14 protein-coding genes are annotated in these 18,665 nt (G+C 51.6%); 4 read left to right on the forward strand and 10 right to left on the reverse strand.

Annotated features, from left to right (window positions below; translation table 11 throughout):
• Positions 1–142 precede the first annotated feature (142 nt).
• The 6 genes from QW71_RS25070 to QW71_RS25095 form a co-directional block, all read right to left on the reverse strand.
• Entirely contained in the window at positions 143–2,047 is a 1,905-nt protein-coding gene (locus QW71_RS25070; RefSeq protein WP_039305526.1) for an ABC transporter ATP-binding protein, read from the reverse strand.
• Entirely contained in the window at positions 2,044–3,804 is a 1,761-nt protein-coding gene (locus tag QW71_RS25075; RefSeq protein ID WP_039305529.1) for an ABC transporter ATP-binding protein, read from the reverse strand. Before QW71_RS25075 ends, QW71_RS25070 begins: the two co-directional genes overlap by 4 nt.
• Positions 3,797–4,183, reverse strand: a complete 387-nt coding sequence (locus QW71_RS25080; protein ID WP_052422143.1) for a MarR family winged helix-turn-helix transcriptional regulator — start codon at positions 4,181–4,183, stop codon at positions 3,797–3,799. Before QW71_RS25080 ends, QW71_RS25075 begins: the two co-directional genes overlap by 8 nt.
• Before the next feature lie 346 nt (positions 4,184–4,529).
• The gene (locus tag QW71_RS25085; RefSeq protein ID WP_039305535.1) at positions 4,530–5,936 is read right to left on the reverse strand and encodes a hypothetical protein; all 1,407 of its coding nucleotides are present in this window, start codon (positions 5,934–5,936) and stop codon (positions 4,530–4,532) included.
• A 141-nt stretch (positions 5,937–6,077) separates the two neighbouring features.
• Positions 6,078–6,362 carry an aspartyl-phosphate phosphatase Spo0E family protein gene (locus QW71_RS42030; protein WP_039305538.1) on the reverse strand — a complete coding sequence of 95 codons (285 nt, stop codon included), beginning with the start codon at positions 6,360–6,362 and terminating at the stop codon, positions 6,078–6,080.
• 89 nt (positions 6,363–6,451) lie between these two features.
• The gene (locus tag QW71_RS25095; RefSeq protein WP_039305541.1) at positions 6,452–7,339 is read right to left on the reverse strand and encodes a LysR family transcriptional regulator; all 888 of its coding nucleotides are present in this window, start codon (positions 7,337–7,339) and stop codon (positions 6,452–6,454) included.
• A 111-nt stretch (positions 7,340–7,450) separates the two neighbouring features.
• Here QW71_RS25095 and QW71_RS25100 point away from each other — a divergent pair, with 111 nt between their 5' ends.
• On the forward strand, positions 7,451–7,822 hold the full coding sequence (locus tag QW71_RS25100; protein WP_039305543.1) for a CidA/LrgA family protein: 372 nt from the start codon (positions 7,451–7,453) through the stop codon (positions 7,820–7,822).
• Positions 7,819–8,502, forward strand: a complete 684-nt coding sequence (locus tag QW71_RS25105) for a CidB/LrgB family autolysis modulator (protein WP_083442718.1) — start codon at positions 7,819–7,821, stop codon at positions 8,500–8,502. The genes QW71_RS25100 and QW71_RS25105 overlap by 4 nt, the downstream gene beginning before the upstream one ends.
• Before the next feature lie 84 nt (positions 8,503–8,586).
• Here the strand turns inward: QW71_RS25105 and QW71_RS25110 are convergent, their stop codons facing one another.
• Together QW71_RS25110 and QW71_RS25115 are read right to left on the reverse strand one after the other, a co-directional pair.
• Positions 8,587–9,555, reverse strand: coding sequence for a Gfo/Idh/MocA family protein (locus QW71_RS25110; RefSeq protein ID WP_039305546.1), 969 nt, complete (start codon positions 9,553–9,555; stop codon positions 8,587–8,589).
• Positions 9,556–9,606: 51 nt separating this feature from the next.
• Positions 9,607–11,919 (reverse strand): ATP-dependent DNA helicase, encoded by a 2,313-nt coding sequence (locus QW71_RS25115; protein ID WP_039305549.1) that lies wholly within the window; start codon positions 11,917–11,919, stop codon positions 9,607–9,609.
• Between the two features lie 252 nt (positions 11,920–12,171).
• Here QW71_RS25115 and QW71_RS25120 point away from each other — a divergent pair, with 252 nt between their 5' ends.
• Positions 12,172–14,064 carry an LTA synthase family protein gene (locus QW71_RS25120; protein WP_047013972.1) on the forward strand — a complete coding sequence of 631 codons (1,893 nt, stop codon included), beginning with the start codon at positions 12,172–12,174 and terminating at the stop codon, positions 14,062–14,064.
• A gap of 101 nt (positions 14,065–14,165) precedes the next feature.
• On the opposite strand, the gene QW71_RS25125 is transcribed toward QW71_RS25120, so the two are convergent.
• Complete coding sequence (locus tag QW71_RS25125; RefSeq protein ID WP_047013973.1) at positions 14,166–14,597, reverse strand: MarR family winged helix-turn-helix transcriptional regulator; 432 nt, start codon at positions 14,595–14,597, stop codon at positions 14,166–14,168.
• A gap of 207 nt (positions 14,598–14,804) precedes the next feature.
• Between QW71_RS25125 and QW71_RS25130 the strand changes: the two genes are divergently transcribed.
• Positions 14,805–16,505 carry a methyl-accepting chemotaxis protein gene (locus tag QW71_RS25130; RefSeq protein WP_039305552.1) on the forward strand — a complete coding sequence of 567 codons (1,701 nt, stop codon included), beginning with the start codon at positions 14,805–14,807 and terminating at the stop codon, positions 16,503–16,505.
• A gap of 143 nt (positions 16,506–16,648) precedes the next feature.
• On the opposite strand, the gene QW71_RS25135 is transcribed toward QW71_RS25130, so the two are convergent.
• Positions 16,649–18,658 (reverse strand): bifunctional diguanylate cyclase/phosphodiesterase, encoded by a 2,010-nt coding sequence (locus QW71_RS25135; RefSeq protein ID WP_039305555.1) that lies wholly within the window; start codon positions 18,656–18,658, stop codon positions 16,649–16,651.
• Positions 18,659–18,665 lie beyond the last annotated feature (7 nt).

Consider the following 18,665-nt stretch of genomic DNA (forward strand, 5'->3'; position numbering starts at 1 on the left):
AGTGTCCCCACATAACAGGACAGTCCTGCAAAGCCCTTAAGCGATTAGCGAGATTAACCAAAAAAATAAAGCCCCTATATCCTCAGCAGAGTTGCTGTGACATTAGGGCTTTATGAGCCTATTACTTATTTTGGAAGGTGGTTTACCCTACATCCGGCAGCTCCTCGTCGGAAAACTGGCTGTTGTACAGATCAGCATAGAAGCCGCCGGCTTCCAGCAGTTCTTGATGGGTGCCCTTCTCAATCACGCTGCCCTGATTCATAACCAGAATCAGATCCGCATCACGGATGGTGGACAGGCGGTGAGCGATGACGAAGCTGGTTCTGCCGTTCATCAGCGTATTCATAGCCTTCTGGATCTGCACTTCCGTGCGAGTATCGACGCTGCTGGTGGCTTCATCCAGAATCAGGATTGAAGGATCAGCCAGGATTGCCCGGGCAATGGTAAGCAGCTGCTTTTGCCCTTGGGAGATGTTCGAGGCTTCCTCGTTCAGGATCGTGTTATAGCCCAGCGGCAGCGTGCGGATGAAGTGGTCGGCATGCGCAGCCTTCGCTGCCCGGACCACATCAGCCTCCGTAGCACCTTCCCGGCCGTAAGCGATATTGTCACGGATGGTGCCGTTGAACAGCCAGGTATCCTGGAGCACCATACCGAATTTGCTGCGCAGTTCGCTGCGCTTCATATTGGTGATGTTGACACCATCGATCACAATCTCCCCGCCGCTGATCTCATAGAAGCGCATCAGCAGGTTGATCAGGGTCGTTTTGCCGGCTCCGGTTGGACCTACAATTGCAATAGTCTGTCCCGGGCTGACCTCGATATTCATGTCTTCAATGAGGATAGCATCCTCTTTGTAGCCGAACTTCACGTGGCGGAATTCCACAGAGCCCTCTTCTGCATCTACTGGACGTTTCGCAAGTGAAGTTCCCACCTCAGGAACTTCCTCTTCTTCATCCAGCAGTTCAAATACACGTTCCGCCGAAGCGATGGTGGACTGGATGATGTTGGCGATATTGGCTGTCTGCGTAATCGGCATAGTGAACTGGCGCGAATACTGGATGAATGCCTGGATGTCCCCGACATCAATCGCTTTTTTGGTCACGAAGATCCCGCCGACCACACAGACGAGCACATAACCAAGGTTCCCAATAAACATCATCAGCGGCATAATAATCCCGGAGATGAACTGGGATCTCCAGCCGGAATTGTACAGGTCATCATTAATTTTGTTGAAGTCCTTCAAAGAGTTCTTCTCGCGTCCGAACGCTTTGATAATACGGTGTCCGGTATACATTTCCTCAACATGGCCGTTCAGCTGTCCCAGCGACTTCTGCTGGCCGATGAAATAGGTCTGTGAGCGTTTGGTGATCAGCATAATGACCACGAAGCTCAGCGGCAGCGTTACTATGGTAATCAACGTCAGCCACGGGCTGATGGTCAGCATCATTACGATGACACCAATAATCGTCACAATGGACGTAATAAGCTGGGTCAAGCTCTGCTGCAGGGTAGTACTGATATTGTCTACATCATTGGTCGCCCGGCTTAATATTTCCCCGTGCGTCCGGGAATCGAAATACTTCAGCGGCAGCCGTTCAAGCTTGCTGTTGATCTGCTCACGCATATCATATACGACCTTCTGCGCCACACCGGCCATTACATACTGCTGTATATAACTGAACAGTGAGCTTAACAGATACAGTCCGGCCAGGAGAATCAGAATATCATTAATATAGCCAAAATCAATTTCCGCTCCAGGTACACCCATCAGCTTGCCATAGGCGCCTTCAAACAATTTGGTGGTAGCTCTACCCATTACTTTAGGGCTAAAAATGCTGAATATGGTACTGGCAATCGCCATCACAAACACAATAATCAGCTGAACCTGGCGCGGGCGCAAATACCGGGTCAGGCGCCGCAGCGTTCCTTTGAAATCCTTGGCTTTCTCAGCCGGCATTCTCATGCCCGGACCGCCGGGTCCTCCGCCTGGTCCGAAGCCGCCACCTGAACGCCGGGGCGGTTTCATGTCTTTGTTCTGCTCACTCATGCTATTTCCTCCTCTGACAACTGCGAGGATACGATCTCGCGGTACACCTCATTGTTATCCAGCAGCTCACGGTGTGTACCCATTCCGACAATCTCACCGTCATCCAGTACGATAATCCGGTCTGCATCCATAACCGTACTGACACGCTGTGCGACAATAAGGACTGTAGATTCTGTAGTCTCCCCCTTCAGGGCAGCACGCAGCTTGGCATCGGTCTTGAAGTCAAGCGCCGAGAAGCTGTCATCAAACAGATACACTTCCGGTTTCCGTACCAGTGCACGGGCAATGGACAAACGCTGCTTCTGGCCGCCGGAGACATTGCCCCCGCCCTGGGAGATTTCCGAATTGAAGCCGTCCTTCATGGCCGTTACGAAATCATAGGCCTGGGCCACCTTGGCGGCATGAAGGATTTCATCCTCCGTAGCGTCTTCCTTCCCGTAACGGATATTCTCGTTAATGGTACCGGTGAACAGCACGGCTTTTTGCGGGATATAACCGATCTTGCTCCGCAGATCCTCCTGCGTCATCTGGCGTACATCCACTCCATCGACGCGGATCGCACCTTCAATAGCATCATAGAATCTTGGAATCATGCTTAGCAGCGTTGATTTACCTGACCCGGTTCCGCCGATAATAGCTGTAATCTCGCCGGGGCGTGCACTGAAGGAAATTCCGGACAGCGCAGGCTGTTCAGCCCCCGGGTAAGAGAAGGATACATTGTCGAACTCCACAAAACCGCGCATTCCGTCACGGCCGTCCGCATGGGTAGCCGTAGCCGTAGTCTTCAGGTCTGCAGTTGTCGGATCTGTAATTTCAGGCTTCATATCAAGGACTTCATTGATACGCAGTGCAGAGGCAGAGGCTCTTGGAATCAGGACAAACATCATCGAAACCATGATGAGGGAGAACATAATCTGCATAGCATATTGAATGAAGGCCATTAGTGAACCTACCTGGAGATCGCCGTCGCCAATCCGGATTCCACCATAATAGAGGATAGCAATCATGGAGAAGTTCATCACGATCATCATCAGCGGCATCAGTCCGGCCATAACCTTATTCACTTTGATTGCAGTATCCGTCAGATCTGCATTGGCCAGACTAAACCGCTTATTCTCATGCTCAATCCGGTTGAACGAGCGGATAACGCGGATACCGGTCAAATGCTCGCGCAGCACAAGGTTTAATTTATCCAGCTTGATCTGGATTGCTTTAAAGAGCGGAAGCCCCTTCATTCCAATGAAGAAGATCGCTCCAACCAGCAGCGGAATCACCACTACAAAGATCAGCGAGAGCTTGGCATCCTCTGACACCGCCATAATAATCCCGCCGATCATCATCATCGGAGCACCAATCATCATGCGAAGCATCATAGTTAATACGGTCTGGACTTGTGTAATATCGTTGGTAGTACGTGTAATTAATGAAGCCGTACCCAGCTTGTCGAATTCATGCAGTGTGAAGTTCTCGACATGGTTGAACATCCGTGACCGGGTGTTCTTACCGAAGCCGGCTGCAACCTTAGCCGACAGATAGCTGGCAACAATGGAGCAGACTGCACCGCCGGCCGCTACGAGCAGCATGAAGCCGCCGATTCTCCAGATATAATTCTGGTCGCCGTTCACAATCCCCCTATCAATAATGTCACTCATCAGGGTCGGGAGATACAAATCCCCCATGGACTGCAGGAATACGAGAATCAGTACTGCGGCTATTGCCAATCGGAAGGGTCTCAAATGCTTTAGTAATTTAATCAAGTTTCTCATCTCCGTTCATTTGTAACCGGTCTAGATTAGGCGGAGGATTGTCTTTCATGAAGGCATGTACTTTAAGCAGCAGCTCTGCCAGCTGGTCAGACTCTTCCTCACCCAGATACTCCACCATTTTGTTAAGCGTGGTGTCCATGTGCTTCTTGGCCTTGCGGGTAATAATTTTCCCCTGTTCCGTCAACTTGATGCGTACCACTCTCCGGTCGGAGGCGTCGGCTTGCCGTTCCACCATCTGCTTAGCCTCCAGACTGTTGATCAGCTGTGTGACCGTGGGCGGAGTCAGCCCCAGAAAGCGGCTGATTTCAGAAACCTTGAGTCCTACATCAGATGAATGGGACGCCCGTGCAATACATATCAATAAAGTCATCTCACTTGGCTTATGACCCTCCACGGAATGATGCAGGTGGCCTTTGCGCAGCTTCCGGAGTGCGGAGAAAAGCTTGTGTCCGACTGAATTTTCATCTTCTCTATTTATCCCAATGTTCCCACCTCTTTTTTAGTTAGGTATACAAATAATTAAATACTATATTAATTAGGCTACCTAATTATATTTTCCGGGCAATATTTTGTCAATTCCTGAATACGCTATCAATTATTACAGATTGAAGAACGCAGGTTGACGGATGTTTGTACTTTTTTTCACGTAATCACGCACAAATACTCCCTCGGCACGGATGGCCGGGGAGTGATCCTTAGATAAGGTAATGATTAAGCTAAATAACGCCAAAACGCTGGCTCTCATGATCAGTAATTTCTTCACGCTGTCTTACCTCCCGCAGCAGCTCCCTGTAAGCGGTCTGCTGGGTGTCGGAGGAGGCGTCTCTGTTTAATTCGAACAGGGTCACACAATTAATGAAGTCCTTTCCGCTATTCAGCCTGACGGTTAGCCGCAGACATTGAATAATATAGTCAATTCCTTTGGAGTACTGTTTACGGGAGATATAATATATGGCTATCTGGTAATAGAGACGGTACACACGGTCTACATTAATCGGGTCCTGAAATTGTTCAAAACGCAGCATTTCCCTGGAAAAGCGTGACAGCACAGCGTCTGCAGAGAATCCGAAACGGTTGGCCGACTCCAGAATAATGACCATGCCGGATAGAATTTCACCGGGATGCTCTGCCAAAAAAGCTATATATGCCGGCAGCACCGAAGTATTGCCCATTAATATCTCAAGGGTAAAGCCATTGGCTACAGCAAACAGCCGGAAGCTATCCACGGCACTGCGCCCTTCATCATCCAGCAGCTCAAACCATCCCAGATCCGCATAACCGGCGGTGTATTTCTTGGCCTGCTCATATTCTCCCCGCTTAGTAAGCGCTGAAGCCTTCAATAGGTAGCCATGGCCATAATAGACTACCAGCGGGCGTTCCGCCTGGAAAGCCTCCACCCGTTTCCCCTTGCTTCTGCGCAGCTCCTCGCGGTAGATCCCATGGGCTAATGCCCTAAGCTCATCGGCATATTTCTCTACATCCTTCCAGCGGTGCAGAGCAAAGCATACCTTCGCCAGCTTAAGCAGCCCGTCGAGCTGCATGTCCTCGGGAAGCAGACCGCGGAACGGCTCAAAGCGGATTACAGCGCGCAGCTTCTGTTCCATATCCACATCAGGAGTAGACTGCAGGGATTTGAAAATACGGTACTGGCTGATGGCCAGCCGTTCTGAGTAGCTATCCTGCTCATTCTCTACAATAAGCCTGTAGAACACGATAGATTCCTGTATCTTGCCGCTGCAGAACAGCCTCTCCGCAACCGTATAGATGATATCCAGCGGCCTGGGGTATTCCATAATTCTGCTCAACACTTCATCAATACACTGCCGCTTGCCAATTTCGGCACAGCGGACCAAAAAAGGCTCCACACGGCGGCGGGAAATTCTGTCCTCACTAAAGCACTCTTCCACATAAAGCGGATACAGCCAGCCCTCCGGGAATCCGAATGCCCGCGTCATCGCATCCAGTTGTCCCAGAGAAATCGGCTTGGGCGGATTGCCATGAAGGATCGCACTGAGACTGCCGCGGTTGAGTCCGGATATTTTGGCAAATGAGGCAAGATTATGGCCCGAGCGGGACAAATTTTTCTCAATTTCCGTTCGTAGCGTTGTCAGTTTTGCCTCCACCCGGCACCTCCTCAAGGATTCACTTGTAACCCTTCTATTTATTGCCATTATAGGTGATGACTATTGAAAGCACAACAAAACGGCCCCACATAGTGAGACCTCAACATCCAGAGGCTAACTGGAGTTATTGTATAATTCAGACTACTGCTGCAAGGCTGCTTTATTTCTGATCCGCTGGTTTTTGGTATTCTTGGTGTACCCTGCTGCCCCGTTCTTGCGGCTGCGCAGACTCTCCATCATCAGATTCTGGGCCAGTACAATATATCCGTCCAGCCGCTGGCTGAGTTCCAGAACCGCATGATCACTCAGACTCCGCTCCTGGGCCACCTCCAGCAATTCACTTCTTAAGTTTTCTATAGTAAGAAACAGCTCATCTTCTCTATAATCCCTGCTCTGGTTATCGGGAGAATTCTGGTAAAGGTTCACGGTTACTCACCTTCTCTCTATCAACTTCTCCCTTATCATAATTCATGATGCCAAAAAACATATTTTGAAAAAAAAGAAAAAAATGTCGTTTACAGTTCCCCAAGCACTTTCATCGCGAAGGCGATCCACTCCCGCGCCGCGAAGGACAGATAACGGTCTCTGCGCCAGATCATCCCCAGCTGCCAGGGAATCACAGGCTCGGTCAGGGGGATGACAGCGATCCGTGAACGGTCCATATCCCGGCATATGGTCTCCGGCAGCAGCGCAATGCCCATTCCGGCAGCTACCATCCGGCTGATCAGATCCCACTGCGAGCTCTCATAGACCACCTTGGGCTGGAAGCCTGCTTTGACACATTCCGAAATAATCCGGTCATGCAGGGCGAAGTCCTCCCGGAACAGCACGAATTCCTCTTCTGCCAGCTCTTTCAGCGGAACATTCTGCGCCCCGTCCAGACGGTGTCCTGCGGGAACCAGCAATTGCAGCTTCTCTTCCACAAAGGTGAAGCAGTGAAACTTGGCTCTGTTGACAGGCAGGACAATCGCCCCGATATCAAGCAGGCCGGACTCCACATCATCCTCTACCTTTTTGGCGCCGTCTTCATGCAGCCTTATCGTCACCTCCGGGTAACGGCGGTGAAATTCCCCGATGACAGCAGGAAAGAAACTGGCTCCTACCATAGGAGGCAGCCCAATGCGGATATGCCCCTGCTTCAGATTGCGCAGACTGTCCAGCTCCGAGGAGAGGCTCGTGAAGGACTCTACAATATTCTGCGCCTTAACCAGCAGAAGCTCGCCGGCATCTGTCAGACGGATGCTTTTGCCCTCCCGGTAAAATAGATCCGCCCCCAGTTCAATCTCCAGATTGCGGATCATCTTGCTGATCGTGGGCTGGGTAATGTACAGCGATTCCGCCGCTCTGGAGAAGCTGTTCAGCCTGGCCGCCTGCACGAAATACTCCAGCTGTCTGATGTCCATACCGGTAACCTCCATATATAGATGAAAGGAATGTGAGATATTCAATCTATTCATTGTACCTATGAAAGAAAAGGATGTAAACTTTCAGTAAGACGAAAGGAAGTAATCAATATGAAAAAGATCGCCTTAGGCTTACTGCAGGTAGCCGGACTTACCGTCTTCTCCCTGCTGGTGAATACGTTAACCTCATTTCTGCATATTCCGCTTCCCGGAAGCATTATCGGGATGATTCTCTTATTTCTGCTGCTGGAGTCCGGTGTGATCCGGCTGAACTGGGTGGAGGTTGGCGCCTCGTGGCTGCTTGCCGAGCTGCTGCTGTTCTTCATTCCTTCCGCTATAGGTGTTATGAAATACTCGAAGCTGCTCGAGGCAGACGGTCTGCAGGTGCTGGCGGTTGTACTCGTAGGTACGTTTGCTGTAATGGCCGGCTCCGGGGTACTCACGGGTGCTATTTATAGAATAAAGGAGCGTAGAAGCTCATGATAACCGGATTATTATTTCTTGGACTCACCATCGCTGTCTACCTCCTGGCCAAACGCATCTATGCCTCCAGCGGCAAAATGTACACTTCACCGCTGATTATTACACCGCTGCTGATCATCGCCTTCCTGCTGATGACGGGCAGCTCCTATGAATCTTACAATGCGGGAGGCAAATGGCTATCGGACCTGCTTCAACCGGCGACTATCGCCTTTGCGATCCCACTCCATAAAAACTTCAAGGTACTCAAAAAGCACGCCGCCGAAATTGCGGCAGGCGTGCTGTCAGGAACGTTTATTGCCGTGATCTCATCCATGCTGCTGGCCAAATGGCTGCATCTTAGCGGTGATCTGGCAACCAGTCTGGTGCCTCGCTCGGTGACCACACCGATCGCCATGAGCATCTCACAAAGCATCGGCGGCGTTCCCAGCATCACAGCGGTCTTCGTCATTCTGACCGGTGTACTGGGAACGATGATGGGACCGTCCGTACTCCGCCTTTTCCGCATTGACAATGAAATTGCGCGCGGGGTATCGCTGGGAACCGCAGCGCATGGTACAGGCACGTCCAAAGCCTTCGAGCTGAGTTCGCTGACCGGCACCATCTCCAGTATCGCGATGATTCTGACGGCGCTGTTCTCTATCGGGCTTGCGCCGGCACTGCTCGCGGTTTTCCTCCACTAGGCCGCCCCGGCTTGGGCCATAGACCGGCAGCATACGGCGAAAGCCATGCTGCGGGTCTTTTTTCTACATAGTAACCGTACATGCCTACAGCTTCACCGGCAATCCGCTCTGTGCGGAGTCATAAGCTGCGCAGGTCACCTTCAAGGTCTTATATCCGTCCTCATAATCGCTGAGAATGCGGGAACGGTCTCCGGTCCGCACAGCATGCAGGAACGCTTCGCTCTCCACCGCGTAAGGATTACCTGTGTTCTTGAATTCCTTGCTGTCCCCGCTGCGGACTTCCAGCAGACGTTCCGGGTTCCAGTCGAGCATTCCGTTATCATTATAGAAGCTGATGCCCGCTTTACCCACTTCCCCAGGCAGCACGCAGGTGTTGGAGATGCTGGCAATGATGCCGCTCTCCAGCTTCAGGGACACTGTACCCACATCGGACACGGTCACCCCTTCATGCTTCTCATGCATAATCCGGTTGCCGAACATCCCATAGACTTCTGTTACCTCACCGGCCAGATAACGCAGCAGGTCGACAATATGCGTAGTCTGCTCCGTGAATTGTCCTCCGGACTGCTCCTGGTTGCGCCACCAGGCAACGCCCGGCATACCGCCCATCCATTCTCCGACGATCATCCCTACCTTGTCCGAACTTAGCGATTGCTTGAGCCGCTGGATGTTCTCCTGATACCGGAAATGATAGCCGACGGAAGTCAGCAGCTGATGCTCCTTAATATCCTGCAGCAGGCTGGCAGGAATTGCCGTGCTTGAGCCCAGCGGCTTCTCGATAAAGAAGGGGATATCTCTTCGGATCAGCGCCCGTTCAATGGCCCCGTGGGACTGTGGAGGTACACAGATGTAGACGGCATCCAGCTTGTGGGCATCCAGCATCTCGATAATATCCCCATAGCCCTCGGCTCCGTAAGGACGGGCCATGTCCTCGCCCTTTGGCTTGCTGCTGCCGCAGACTGCCTTCAGTGATACATCCTCCATCCCTGCCAGCAAATCCGCATGCACCTTGGAGAACCACCCTGTTCCGACTATTCCGATATTTAGCGTCATGTCCTTACCTCCTGTTGTCTGATGAATACCTTTTCATTCGATTATACCCGCTTATGTCATGACAAAGTAGTCCCGCCACTCCTCGGGGAGCAGCTGCCGGTAAGAATTCTGGAGAAAGCGGTCATCCGCCAGCACAATAATGCCGCTGTCGTTCTCGCTGCGGATCAGCCGGCCCCCTGCCTGCTGCACCTTGCACATGCCCGGGTAGACATAGGCGTAATCGAACCCGTTCTTCCCCTGTGCTTGAAAGTAGCTCCGCAGCAGATTGCGCTCCAGCCCCACCTGCGGCAGGCCGACCCCGACCACCATCACACCATTCAGCCGGTCGCCCGGCAAATCCACCCCTTCGGAGAAAATGCCGCCCAGCACGGCAAAGCCGAGCAGGGTATCCGGATTGTCCGGGCGGAACGCCGCGAGGAAGTTCTCCCGCTCGGTCTCGCTCATCCCGCTGCCCTGCAGCAGGGTAGCGACTTCCGGGTATTTCTCAGTGAACACTTCATATACATTCTTCAAATAGAGATAAGAGGGGAAGAAGACCAGGTAATTGCCTTTCCTTGAGACCATCCCTTTCAGTGCATCGCTAAGCGGCTGTAAGGAGGCGTCCCGGTCATGGTAGCGGGTGGATACCGGAAGCACAGATACCTGCCACTGCTCTTTATGAAAAGGCGAGGACAGGCTCAGGCTGTAGTCCTCCTCATCTGCGCCGATCATATCCCTGTAATAGGAGAGCGGCGAGAGTGTGGCCGAGAACAGAATCTGGCTGCGGAAGCTCTTGGCCATCTGCTGCAGCAAATGCGACGGATCGAGATTGAACAGCTTCAGGTACACATCACCGCTGCGTACTTCCGCATAGGTAATGTAACGCTCATCATAGGTCTTGAACGTACGCAGCATTCCCTGCACCGCATAGTACGTATCCAGCAGGCTGCCGGCTTCCCCCTCCTCCGCCGGCGGAGTAATCAGCGAGGAAGCATGCAGCAGTTCAAGCTCGGCTTCGGAAGCGAAAAGCTCAAGCAGCTCCGGCAGCTCCGCGGGATACTCCGTCCATTCTCCCGCCCCCTTGTCCCCGCAGCTCTTACGCAGCGCAATGAAGAAGGCATTTACGGCCTTCGCGGCGCTGCTTAGCCGCGGATTCACTGTTTTGTACTGCCGCTGAAGCGCCAGGAACGGCGCCTTGGTAAGCGAGGCGGAGTACATCTCCCGCCCCCGGTCCACCAGATTATGCGCTTCATCCACGAGCAGCACCGTTTTTTTCTTCCGCTCCTCGGACATCCGCTTCAGGCTGATCCGGGGATCATAGATATAATTATAATCGCAGATGACAATGTCGCAGGCGTAGGCGGCATCCAGGGAGAATTCGAACGGGCACACCTCATGCTTTCGGGCATAAGCGGCAATGGTCTCGCGCGTCATCAGCGTTTCGTGCTCCAGCATATCGAGCATGGCGGCATTGATCCGGTCATAGTAACCTTCAGCAAAGGGGCAGGAATCCGCGCCGCAGCTTCCATCCTCACGGAAACACGCCTTCTCCTTGGCCGTAAGCGTAATCACATGCAGATGCAGCCCCCGGCTGTTCAGCATCATTACCGCCTCCTGTGCCGCAATCCGTGTAACCGTCTTGGCGGTCAGATAGAAGATGCCGGACACCTTGTCCTCTCCTAGGGCTTTGACCGCCGGGAACAGGGTGGACATCGTTTTGCCGATGCCTGTGGGTGCCTGCGCGAAGAGATTGGCCCCCTCTGCAATCGAAGTGTAGACTGCAGCAGCGAAATGACGCTGGCCGGGACGGTAACCCGAGAACGGAAACGACAAGCTTTGGATGCTCTCTCCCCTCTTCGCCTTGTAGCGGACCATCATTTCAGCATACGGCGCATACTTGGCTACCGTCTCTTCAGCAAAGGCTGTCAGCTCTTCGCGGGTCATTTCCCTGTATAGGCTGTACTGCTCCTCACTTCCCCGCTGCACATAGGTTAACTTAACCTGTATTGCCGGAAGATCCAGATCCTGCGTGAGGATATAGGCATACATGAAAGCCTGTGCCCAGTGTACCTCCCGTCCTTCCAAGGCGGAATCCGGCGTTCCGGCGATAGATTTGATCTCCTCCACAGTCAGGCTGCCGTCCCCGGCTGCAAGCAGGCCGTCGCAGCGCCCGTCGATGATGAACAGCAGATCCCCATGCGGAATCTCCGTTTTTAAATACACCTCTTTGCGGTCCGCTTCCTTATATTGCTTCTGAATCAGCTGATGGCTGCGCGTACCCTCCACCATAGCCGCACCGCTGCGGAATCCCGGCTCCAGACTGCCGCTGCTGAAGGCATACTCCACCAGTGCCCTCACGGATAAAGCGATTTCTGCATAGCTCATCATGCATCACCTCCATTAATTCCCGGTTTGTTCTTTTGACTCAGACGTCATTTTCGTCCTTTATCAAGGATATAACCCTGCCTGAGGGCGTTACCGGCCCTTGGATTCATTCAGGATTGATTTTACGCTTTCCCCAAAGGGTATACGGCGGTTTCTGATTTTTGACATTCCTTGCCTGGCGCTGCATAATAGGCTTTATTGATAATGGAATTCTTTTGTCCTCATGCTGCTGTTTCCTCCCAGCCGGGAAACATGTTTATTCTTAAGAAAGAAGGCGAAGCTGTGTCATCCGTAACGATCAAACGATGGTTGCTCAAGCCATTTGTGTTCTTCTCAATTATTTTTGTCCTTAAAAGCCTTTTAGCCTGGGGTGTCATTTTTGAAGACCTGCAGTTCTGGAAATCGGTACTGACTGAAATTCCTTTTGTCTGGGCACTTTTCTTCCTGATTGAGCGTTTTGCCTCCAAACGAAAACTCGGATATTACATGACGGTTAATCTGCTGGTTACCGCCATCTTTTTTGCCGCTATTATGTACTTCAAATATTACGGGGTTATTGTCACTTACCATGCGGCAGAGCAGGTGAACCAGGTCACTGCGGTGCGCAACAGCGTATTCTCACTCATGGACCCTTATTATCTGCTGATCTTCACCGACATTATCGTCCTTGGCTTCTACTTCTTCATTAACAAGAACGGACGCAACTACAAGAAGGATAAAATTAACCGCCACAACGGAAGAATGCTGCATGTCGTCCTGTTCGCAGTTTCACTCGGACTCTGCCTGTTCAATATTCTTCCCAACAAAGCAAGCATGAACGAAATCAAGAAGGCCCAGGAAATGGGCATCCTTAATTATGAAGCATATACTATCTTTGCTCAAGATAAACCAGAGCTTGTAAATGCCAGCGAGATTACGCAGGATACCATTAATCAGCTTAAGGGAATCGATCCTTCAGCGATATCCCCGTATGCCGGGGCTGCCAAGGGCAAGAATCTGATTATTATCCAACTGGAGTCCTTTCAGACTTTCCTGATGGGCCTTAAGATAGACGGCCAGGAAGTCACACCTAACCTGAACCGCCTGATGGAGGACAGCCTGTATTTCAACAACTTCTATCAGATGGTCGGCCAGGGCAATACTTCAGATGCAGAATTCGTAGTCAATTCATCCTTCTACATTCCTCCGCAGGGGGCAGCTACAATGTCTTATGTGGATAAGGAAGTGCCAAGTCTGCCGCGCCTGCTGCAGGCCAGCGGATATCAGACAGCCACCTTCCATACGAATGATGTGGAATTCTGGAACCGCGGCGAGCTGTACAGCTCACTGGGCTGGGAGCATTATTACGATCACAAGTTCTTCGGGGACGAGGACACCTTCTTCTTCGGGGCTTCCGATGAAATGCTCTACAGCAAAACTGCTGAGAAGCTGAAGGAAATGAAAGACGGAGGACAGCCATTCTACGCACAGGTGATCTCCATGTCTGCGCACCATCCGTTCACTATCCCTGAAGAGAAGTACAAAATGAAGCTGCCTGAACGTTATGAAGGCACTTTCGTCGGAGACTATATCCGGTCGCAGAATTATGCTGACTATGCCTTCGGACAATTCGTGGAGGAACTGAAGGCGGACGGAATATGGGATAACAGCCTGATTATGGTCTACGGCGACCATATGGGACTGCCTATCTACTCGCTTGATCATGACGACAAGGAATTAATGAAGGAAATCTACGGTTATGATTATGCCTATGCGAATATGCTGAATATCCCGCTGCTCGTTCACGGCAAGGGATTGGCGCCGCAAACACTTGAGCAGGTGGGCGGAGAAGTGGATATTATGCCTACTGCTGCCAGCCTGCTGGGCGTATCGATGGATAACAATATTCATTTCGGCCAGGATTTGCTCAGCCAGTCTTACAATCTGCTGCCTCAGCGGTATTACCTGCCTACCGGTTCGTTTATCGCCAGCTCCGGCCTGCTGATTCCCGGTAACAGCTTTGAGGATAATACACAATATCCGCTTGCTAACGGCGGTCATACTCCGGCCGGCACCGAGGATGAATATACCCGTGCCTTACGGCTGCGCCAGTTGTCGGACAGCTATGTTACACAGCTGCCGGACAAAGAAACGGCTGAAGAATAGTTCTGAGCCTGTCGTAGAATATACAGAAATAAGCCAGCCTCCCGAAACTTTGGGGGCTGGCTTATTTTATATACTTCATGGCTGCTATCACTGTTCAAGGATTATCGTTCCTGCTTCTCAAGCAGCAAATAATAGTGTGCGAAATTCTCGAGTTCTTCTGGCTCAAGTATGGATAAATGCTCCTCCAGCAGCAGCATCGACCGGTGTTGCGCTTCTTCCAGAACTCCTTGCCCCTTATCGGTTATCGTCACGATTACCGCCCGGCGGTCGTTCTCATCGGGAACGCGCGCAATCAGCTCCAGCAGCTCCAGACGGTCCAGCATTACCGTGACCGCACTGGATTTCACCTCCATTTTATCGGCAAGATGAATAACCCGTGCCTGTTTCTCCTGAGCGATCATATGCAACAGTCCGAATTGCGGAACCGTTAACCCTAACTCCTTATGCAGGGACATCTGTGACATTATTTTGCGCTGCACCTTCCACATGGATATGCCCACACGTTCGATCAACGGATTGATATCTTGCGTCATCCCTTCAGCTCCCAGTCCGTTTGTCTTATTCCAAGCGTACCATTATCTTGGCTATAGATTCAATGTTTTTCGTTTACACAAATCATCATTCTCTGACACAAAAATACTTTATTCTGGCTGATGCCTTGGCAGCAGTGATGCGCTATAATCGTAGCAGTGATGAGAACTCACTTAATATACTTAGAGTCAGGGCTGGTGATCATTTTTATGAAATTGGCAACAAAATTAACGTGGATGATGCTGATTGTACTGCTTCTGGTCGGATCATCCATTGGCTTCTTCGGTTATAATGCTGCTTACAAGCAAATCGATGAAGCCGCAGGAATTGAACTGGTAGGCTGTGCCAATATAACTACCGGCCTTATTGATCCCGCCGATATAGCTGCTCTGGCTGCAGGCGATACGAGCAAGTTAAGTGCCATTGAAGACCGCATAGGCTGGATTAATGAACATAAACCTATTTTTAAAGAAGCGTTCATCCTCTCTCTCGACGGCAAAGTGCTAGCCGCTGACGCCCGGTTCAAAGAACGAGGTTATAAAGCCGGGGACCCCTTCTATTTCTCCGATGAAGATAAAGAAATGATTACCACCATGAAGCATTCCGCATACTCCAAAGTATATACATATCAAGGAACCTCGCTTAAAACCGGCTACGGCCCCATTTATCAGGACCATGACCCTACCAAACCAATCATTGCTTTGATGGCTATTAACTTTGACGGCCCGCTGATTCAGACACGGACAATGGAAATTATTACTCAGCCCTTCATTATCGGGAGCTCGATTCTGATTGTGGCCATAATTGCCGCATATCTGATGATTCGCCGTATGGTGAACCCGCTGACCAAACTGTCCGCTTCCGTAAACACCGTAGCCAAAGGTGATCTTAGCCGGGAACCTCTACTCTTCAAGAGCAGGGATGAGATCGGAAAGCTGTCGGGCGATTTCAATGACATGACCCTGAATCTGCGCAATCTGATTACACAGGTTAATGATACCTCGATGCTGGTCGCCTCCTCCTCCCAGGAGCTCTCCGCCAGCGCGCAGGAGACCAACCGCGCCGGGGAACACAGCGTCAATGTTACCCTCGAATTGGCAGACGGTGCACATACGCAATTGCAGAACCTCGAAGGCAGCTACAAAGCCGTACAGGAAATGTCGCATTTCATTACCGAAATTGCCGACAATGCAGATAGCGCGATGAACAATGCCGCCGTTAACGCCCAGAAAGCCCGGACAGGCCGGGAGTCTATGGATTTGACCACATCCCAGATGGGGATTGTGAGCGGAAGCATCTCCGATCTTTCCGGCATTATCCAAACGCTTGGCAGCCATTCCAAGGAGATCGAGAATATTGTCGGTACGATTGCCAGTATTGCCGAAGAAACGAATCTGTTATCCCTGAATGCAGCCATTGAAGCGGCGCGTGCAGGGGAAGAGGGCCGGGGATTCGCCGTTGTGGCAGGCTCTGTCCGCAAGCTGGCTGAACGTTCGGCGAGGTCTGCCGGCCAGATCGGTGAACTGGTCAGTCTGATTGTGAATCAGATGGACAAAGCCGGAGAGACTATGAAACGTTCCACAGAAGAGATGCATCACGGCAAAGAGATGATCATCGCTGCCGGACATTCCTTCTCAGAGATCGAGACCTCCGTCTCCGATATGTCTTCGCAGAGCCAGCAGATCTCGGCAACCGTCCGTGAGCTTGCGCTAATCTCCGACGGCCTTGTAACTGCAATTCAGAAGATTGTAGATGTCTCTAACCAGACTGCTGAAGGTGCAGAGACCTTATCGGCCTCTTCGCAGGAACAGCTTGCCGCCATGGAGGAAGTAGAATCTTCCGCGGCATTCCTCTCCTCCCTCGCCGAGAAGCTGCAGGTATTGGTCGAGAACTTTAAAATCGCCTCATAAAGCGGGGCCTGGCTTCGAGGATTACTCAGGTACTATCCGGTGACCCCGGGCATATAAATTCTTCTCTTTCAAAAAAAGGCTGTCCCGAACGTGGAATGATCCACGGCCGGGACAGCCTTTTATTTCGAATGAATCTGCATGCATTATGCCGTATTCTCTATGAACCATTGGCCCAGTTCATTAACCGGCATGGGCCGGCCGTAGTAGAAGCCCTGCATCACTCTGCAGCCGAGGGATTGCAGCAGTTCAATCTGCTCTGTAGTCTCTACGCCTTCGGCAACAACCTCCATATTGAGATTGCTGGCTATGGCAATGATATTACTGATTATAGCTTTCTTGGAGTGCATCTTGCTCTTACGGATGAATACCTGATCAATCTTCAGTGTATTGACCGGAATCTCATCCAGATTGCCCAGGGAAGAGAAGCCTGTCCCGAAATCATCCAGCGAGACTCTTACTCCGAGATTCCGCAGCTTGGAGAGCTGGGCAACCGTTTCTTCCATGTTGTTCATCGCAATGGACTCTGTAATCTCAAGCTCAAGGAAATGCGGCTCCAGGCCAGCACGCGACAGCGCTTCTTCTACCACATCGTACAGACTGCCGTTCTCAAACATCCGGGCTGACATGTTGATCGAAACCGCTACATTCGCCACCTTCGCCTTATGCCAGAGCATATTCTGTCCGCATACATCATGCAGCATCCAGTAGGTAATCGGCACAATCAGGCCTGTCTCCTCGGCAATCGGAATGAATTCAGCCGGAGAGATAATTCCGTGCTCCGGATGTCTCCAGCGCAGCAGCGCTTCAAGACCTACGGTAACATTCATGAGTGAATCCCACTTGGGCTGGTAGACAACCATGAACTCCGAGCGGGCGAGCGCCTTGCGCAGATCCTTCTCCAGCGACATCCGCCGTACCTGATGGCGGTTCATTTCCAGATCGAACACACTGAACTTGTTCTTGCCCGAGTCCTTGGAGGTATACAGCGCTGTATCTGCAGCCTTCATTAGCGCCGAACGGTCCGTTCCATGGGCGGGAGTCATGCTGATCCCTACACTGGCCGTTACATACAGCTCATTGCCTTCGATGCTATAAGACTTCTTAAGCTCCTGCAGAATATGCTGCGCTTCTTCCTCCGCTGCTCCAATCGTACAATCGGGCAGGGCAATCAGGAATTCATCGCCGCCCAGCCGGAAGACCTTGCCCTTCCCGCCCACACAGCGGGTCAGCCGTTCGGATACTTCCCGCAGCAGCAGGTCGCCGATATCATGTCCGAGCGTATCATTAATGGATTTGAAGCGGTCCAGGTCGACGAAGAACACGGCTCCCGAGATACCTCCGAAGAAATCATCCTTGAAATAACGCTCCAGTCCATGCCGGTTCGGCAGTTCAGTAAGCGGATCATGGTAAGCCATACGCTCCAGCACATGCCTGTCCAGAAAAACAGCTCCGCCGGAGAGTGCCAGCATAAACAGGGTAACCAGCGAAATGCCGGTCAGCAGAATGACATCTGCCTCCATGAGTACAGGTTTCGTGCCCAGCCAGTTGTCATACTGCAGATGGCTTGTTGTCAGACTGGTATAATGCATTCCGGTAACCGCAAGGGCGATGAACAGCGCCGAATACAGCCTCCAGCGGCTATAGCCTCTATAATCCTTGAATTTGCGAAACATAAATACTCCGATGTAGGAGGCCAGCAGAGCAATCAGAACGGACAAGGCCTGGTCCTTAATTTCGTAATGAACCTTTGCCTCCATCTCTATGGAGGACATTCCGATATAATGCATGAGTGAGATGCCGCCGCCCAGTATTACACCCCCAATAAGAAACCGCCACATTCTCTGGCGGGAAGCCGTCGCTATCTGGAGTGCCGCATAACAGGACAACATACTGACGAGCAGGGACAGAACGGCTGTACCCGGATGGTAGCTGACCTTGAAAGGGAGATGGCTGGCCATAATGCCTACAAAATGCATGGCCCAGATTCCGCTTCCCAGCACGCAGGCACCAGAGAGCAGCCAAAGACGCCTGACTCGGCCAGTGGAATGGGAAACCTGCGAAATCAGATTAAGCGCAGAGTATGCCGCAGTTGCAGCAAGCGCAAAAGATAGTAAAACAATCCAAATATTATAGTGGATTCCCATTTGATCCATAGTTGAC

The organism is Paenibacillus sp. IHB B 3415, assembly GCF_000802655.2.
In the GTDB taxonomy this organism is placed as follows: Bacteria; Bacillota; Bacilli; order Paenibacillales; family Paenibacillaceae; genus Paenibacillus_AQ; species Paenibacillus_AQ phytohabitans.

What these genes read in the sequence shown, in the direction of transcription:
- QW71_RS25120 (WP_047013972.1), top strand. Translation starts at nt 12,172, where the DNA reads ATGTTTATTCTTAAGAAAGAAGGCGAAGCTGTGTCATCCGTAACGATC.
- QW71_RS25125 (WP_047013973.1), bottom strand. Translation starts at nt 14,597, where the DNA reads ATGACGCAAGATATCAATCCGTTGATCGAACGTGTGGGCATATCCATG.
- QW71_RS25115 (WP_039305549.1), bottom strand. Translation starts at nt 11,919, where the DNA reads ATGAGCTATGCAGAAATCGCTTTATCCGTGAGGGCACTGGTGGAGTAT.
- QW71_RS25080 (WP_052422143.1), bottom strand. Translation starts at nt 4,183, where the DNA reads ATGACTTTATTGATATGTATTGCACGGGCGTCCCATTCATCTGATGTA.
- QW71_RS25095 (WP_039305541.1), bottom strand. Translation starts at nt 7,339, where the DNA reads ATGGACATCAGACAGCTGGAGTATTTCGTGCAGGCGGCCAGGCTGAAC.
- QW71_RS25070 (WP_039305526.1), bottom strand. Translation starts at nt 2,047, where the DNA reads ATGAGTGAGCAGAACAAAGACATGAAACCGCCCCGGCGTTCAGGTGGC.
- QW71_RS25100 (WP_039305543.1), top strand. Translation starts at nt 7,451, where the DNA reads ATGAAAAAGATCGCCTTAGGCTTACTGCAGGTAGCCGGACTTACCGTC.
- QW71_RS25130 (WP_039305552.1), top strand. Translation starts at nt 14,805, where the DNA reads ATGAAATTGGCAACAAAATTAACGTGGATGATGCTGATTGTACTGCTT.
- QW71_RS25105 (WP_083442718.1), top strand. Translation starts at nt 7,819, where the DNA reads ATGATAACCGGATTATTATTTCTTGGACTCACCATCGCTGTCTACCTC.
- QW71_RS25110 (WP_039305546.1), bottom strand. Translation starts at nt 9,555, where the DNA reads ATGACGCTAAATATCGGAATAGTCGGAACAGGGTGGTTCTCCAAGGTG.
- QW71_RS25135 (WP_039305555.1), bottom strand. Translation starts at nt 18,658, where the DNA reads ATGGATCAAATGGGAATCCACTATAATATTTGGATTGTTTTACTATCT.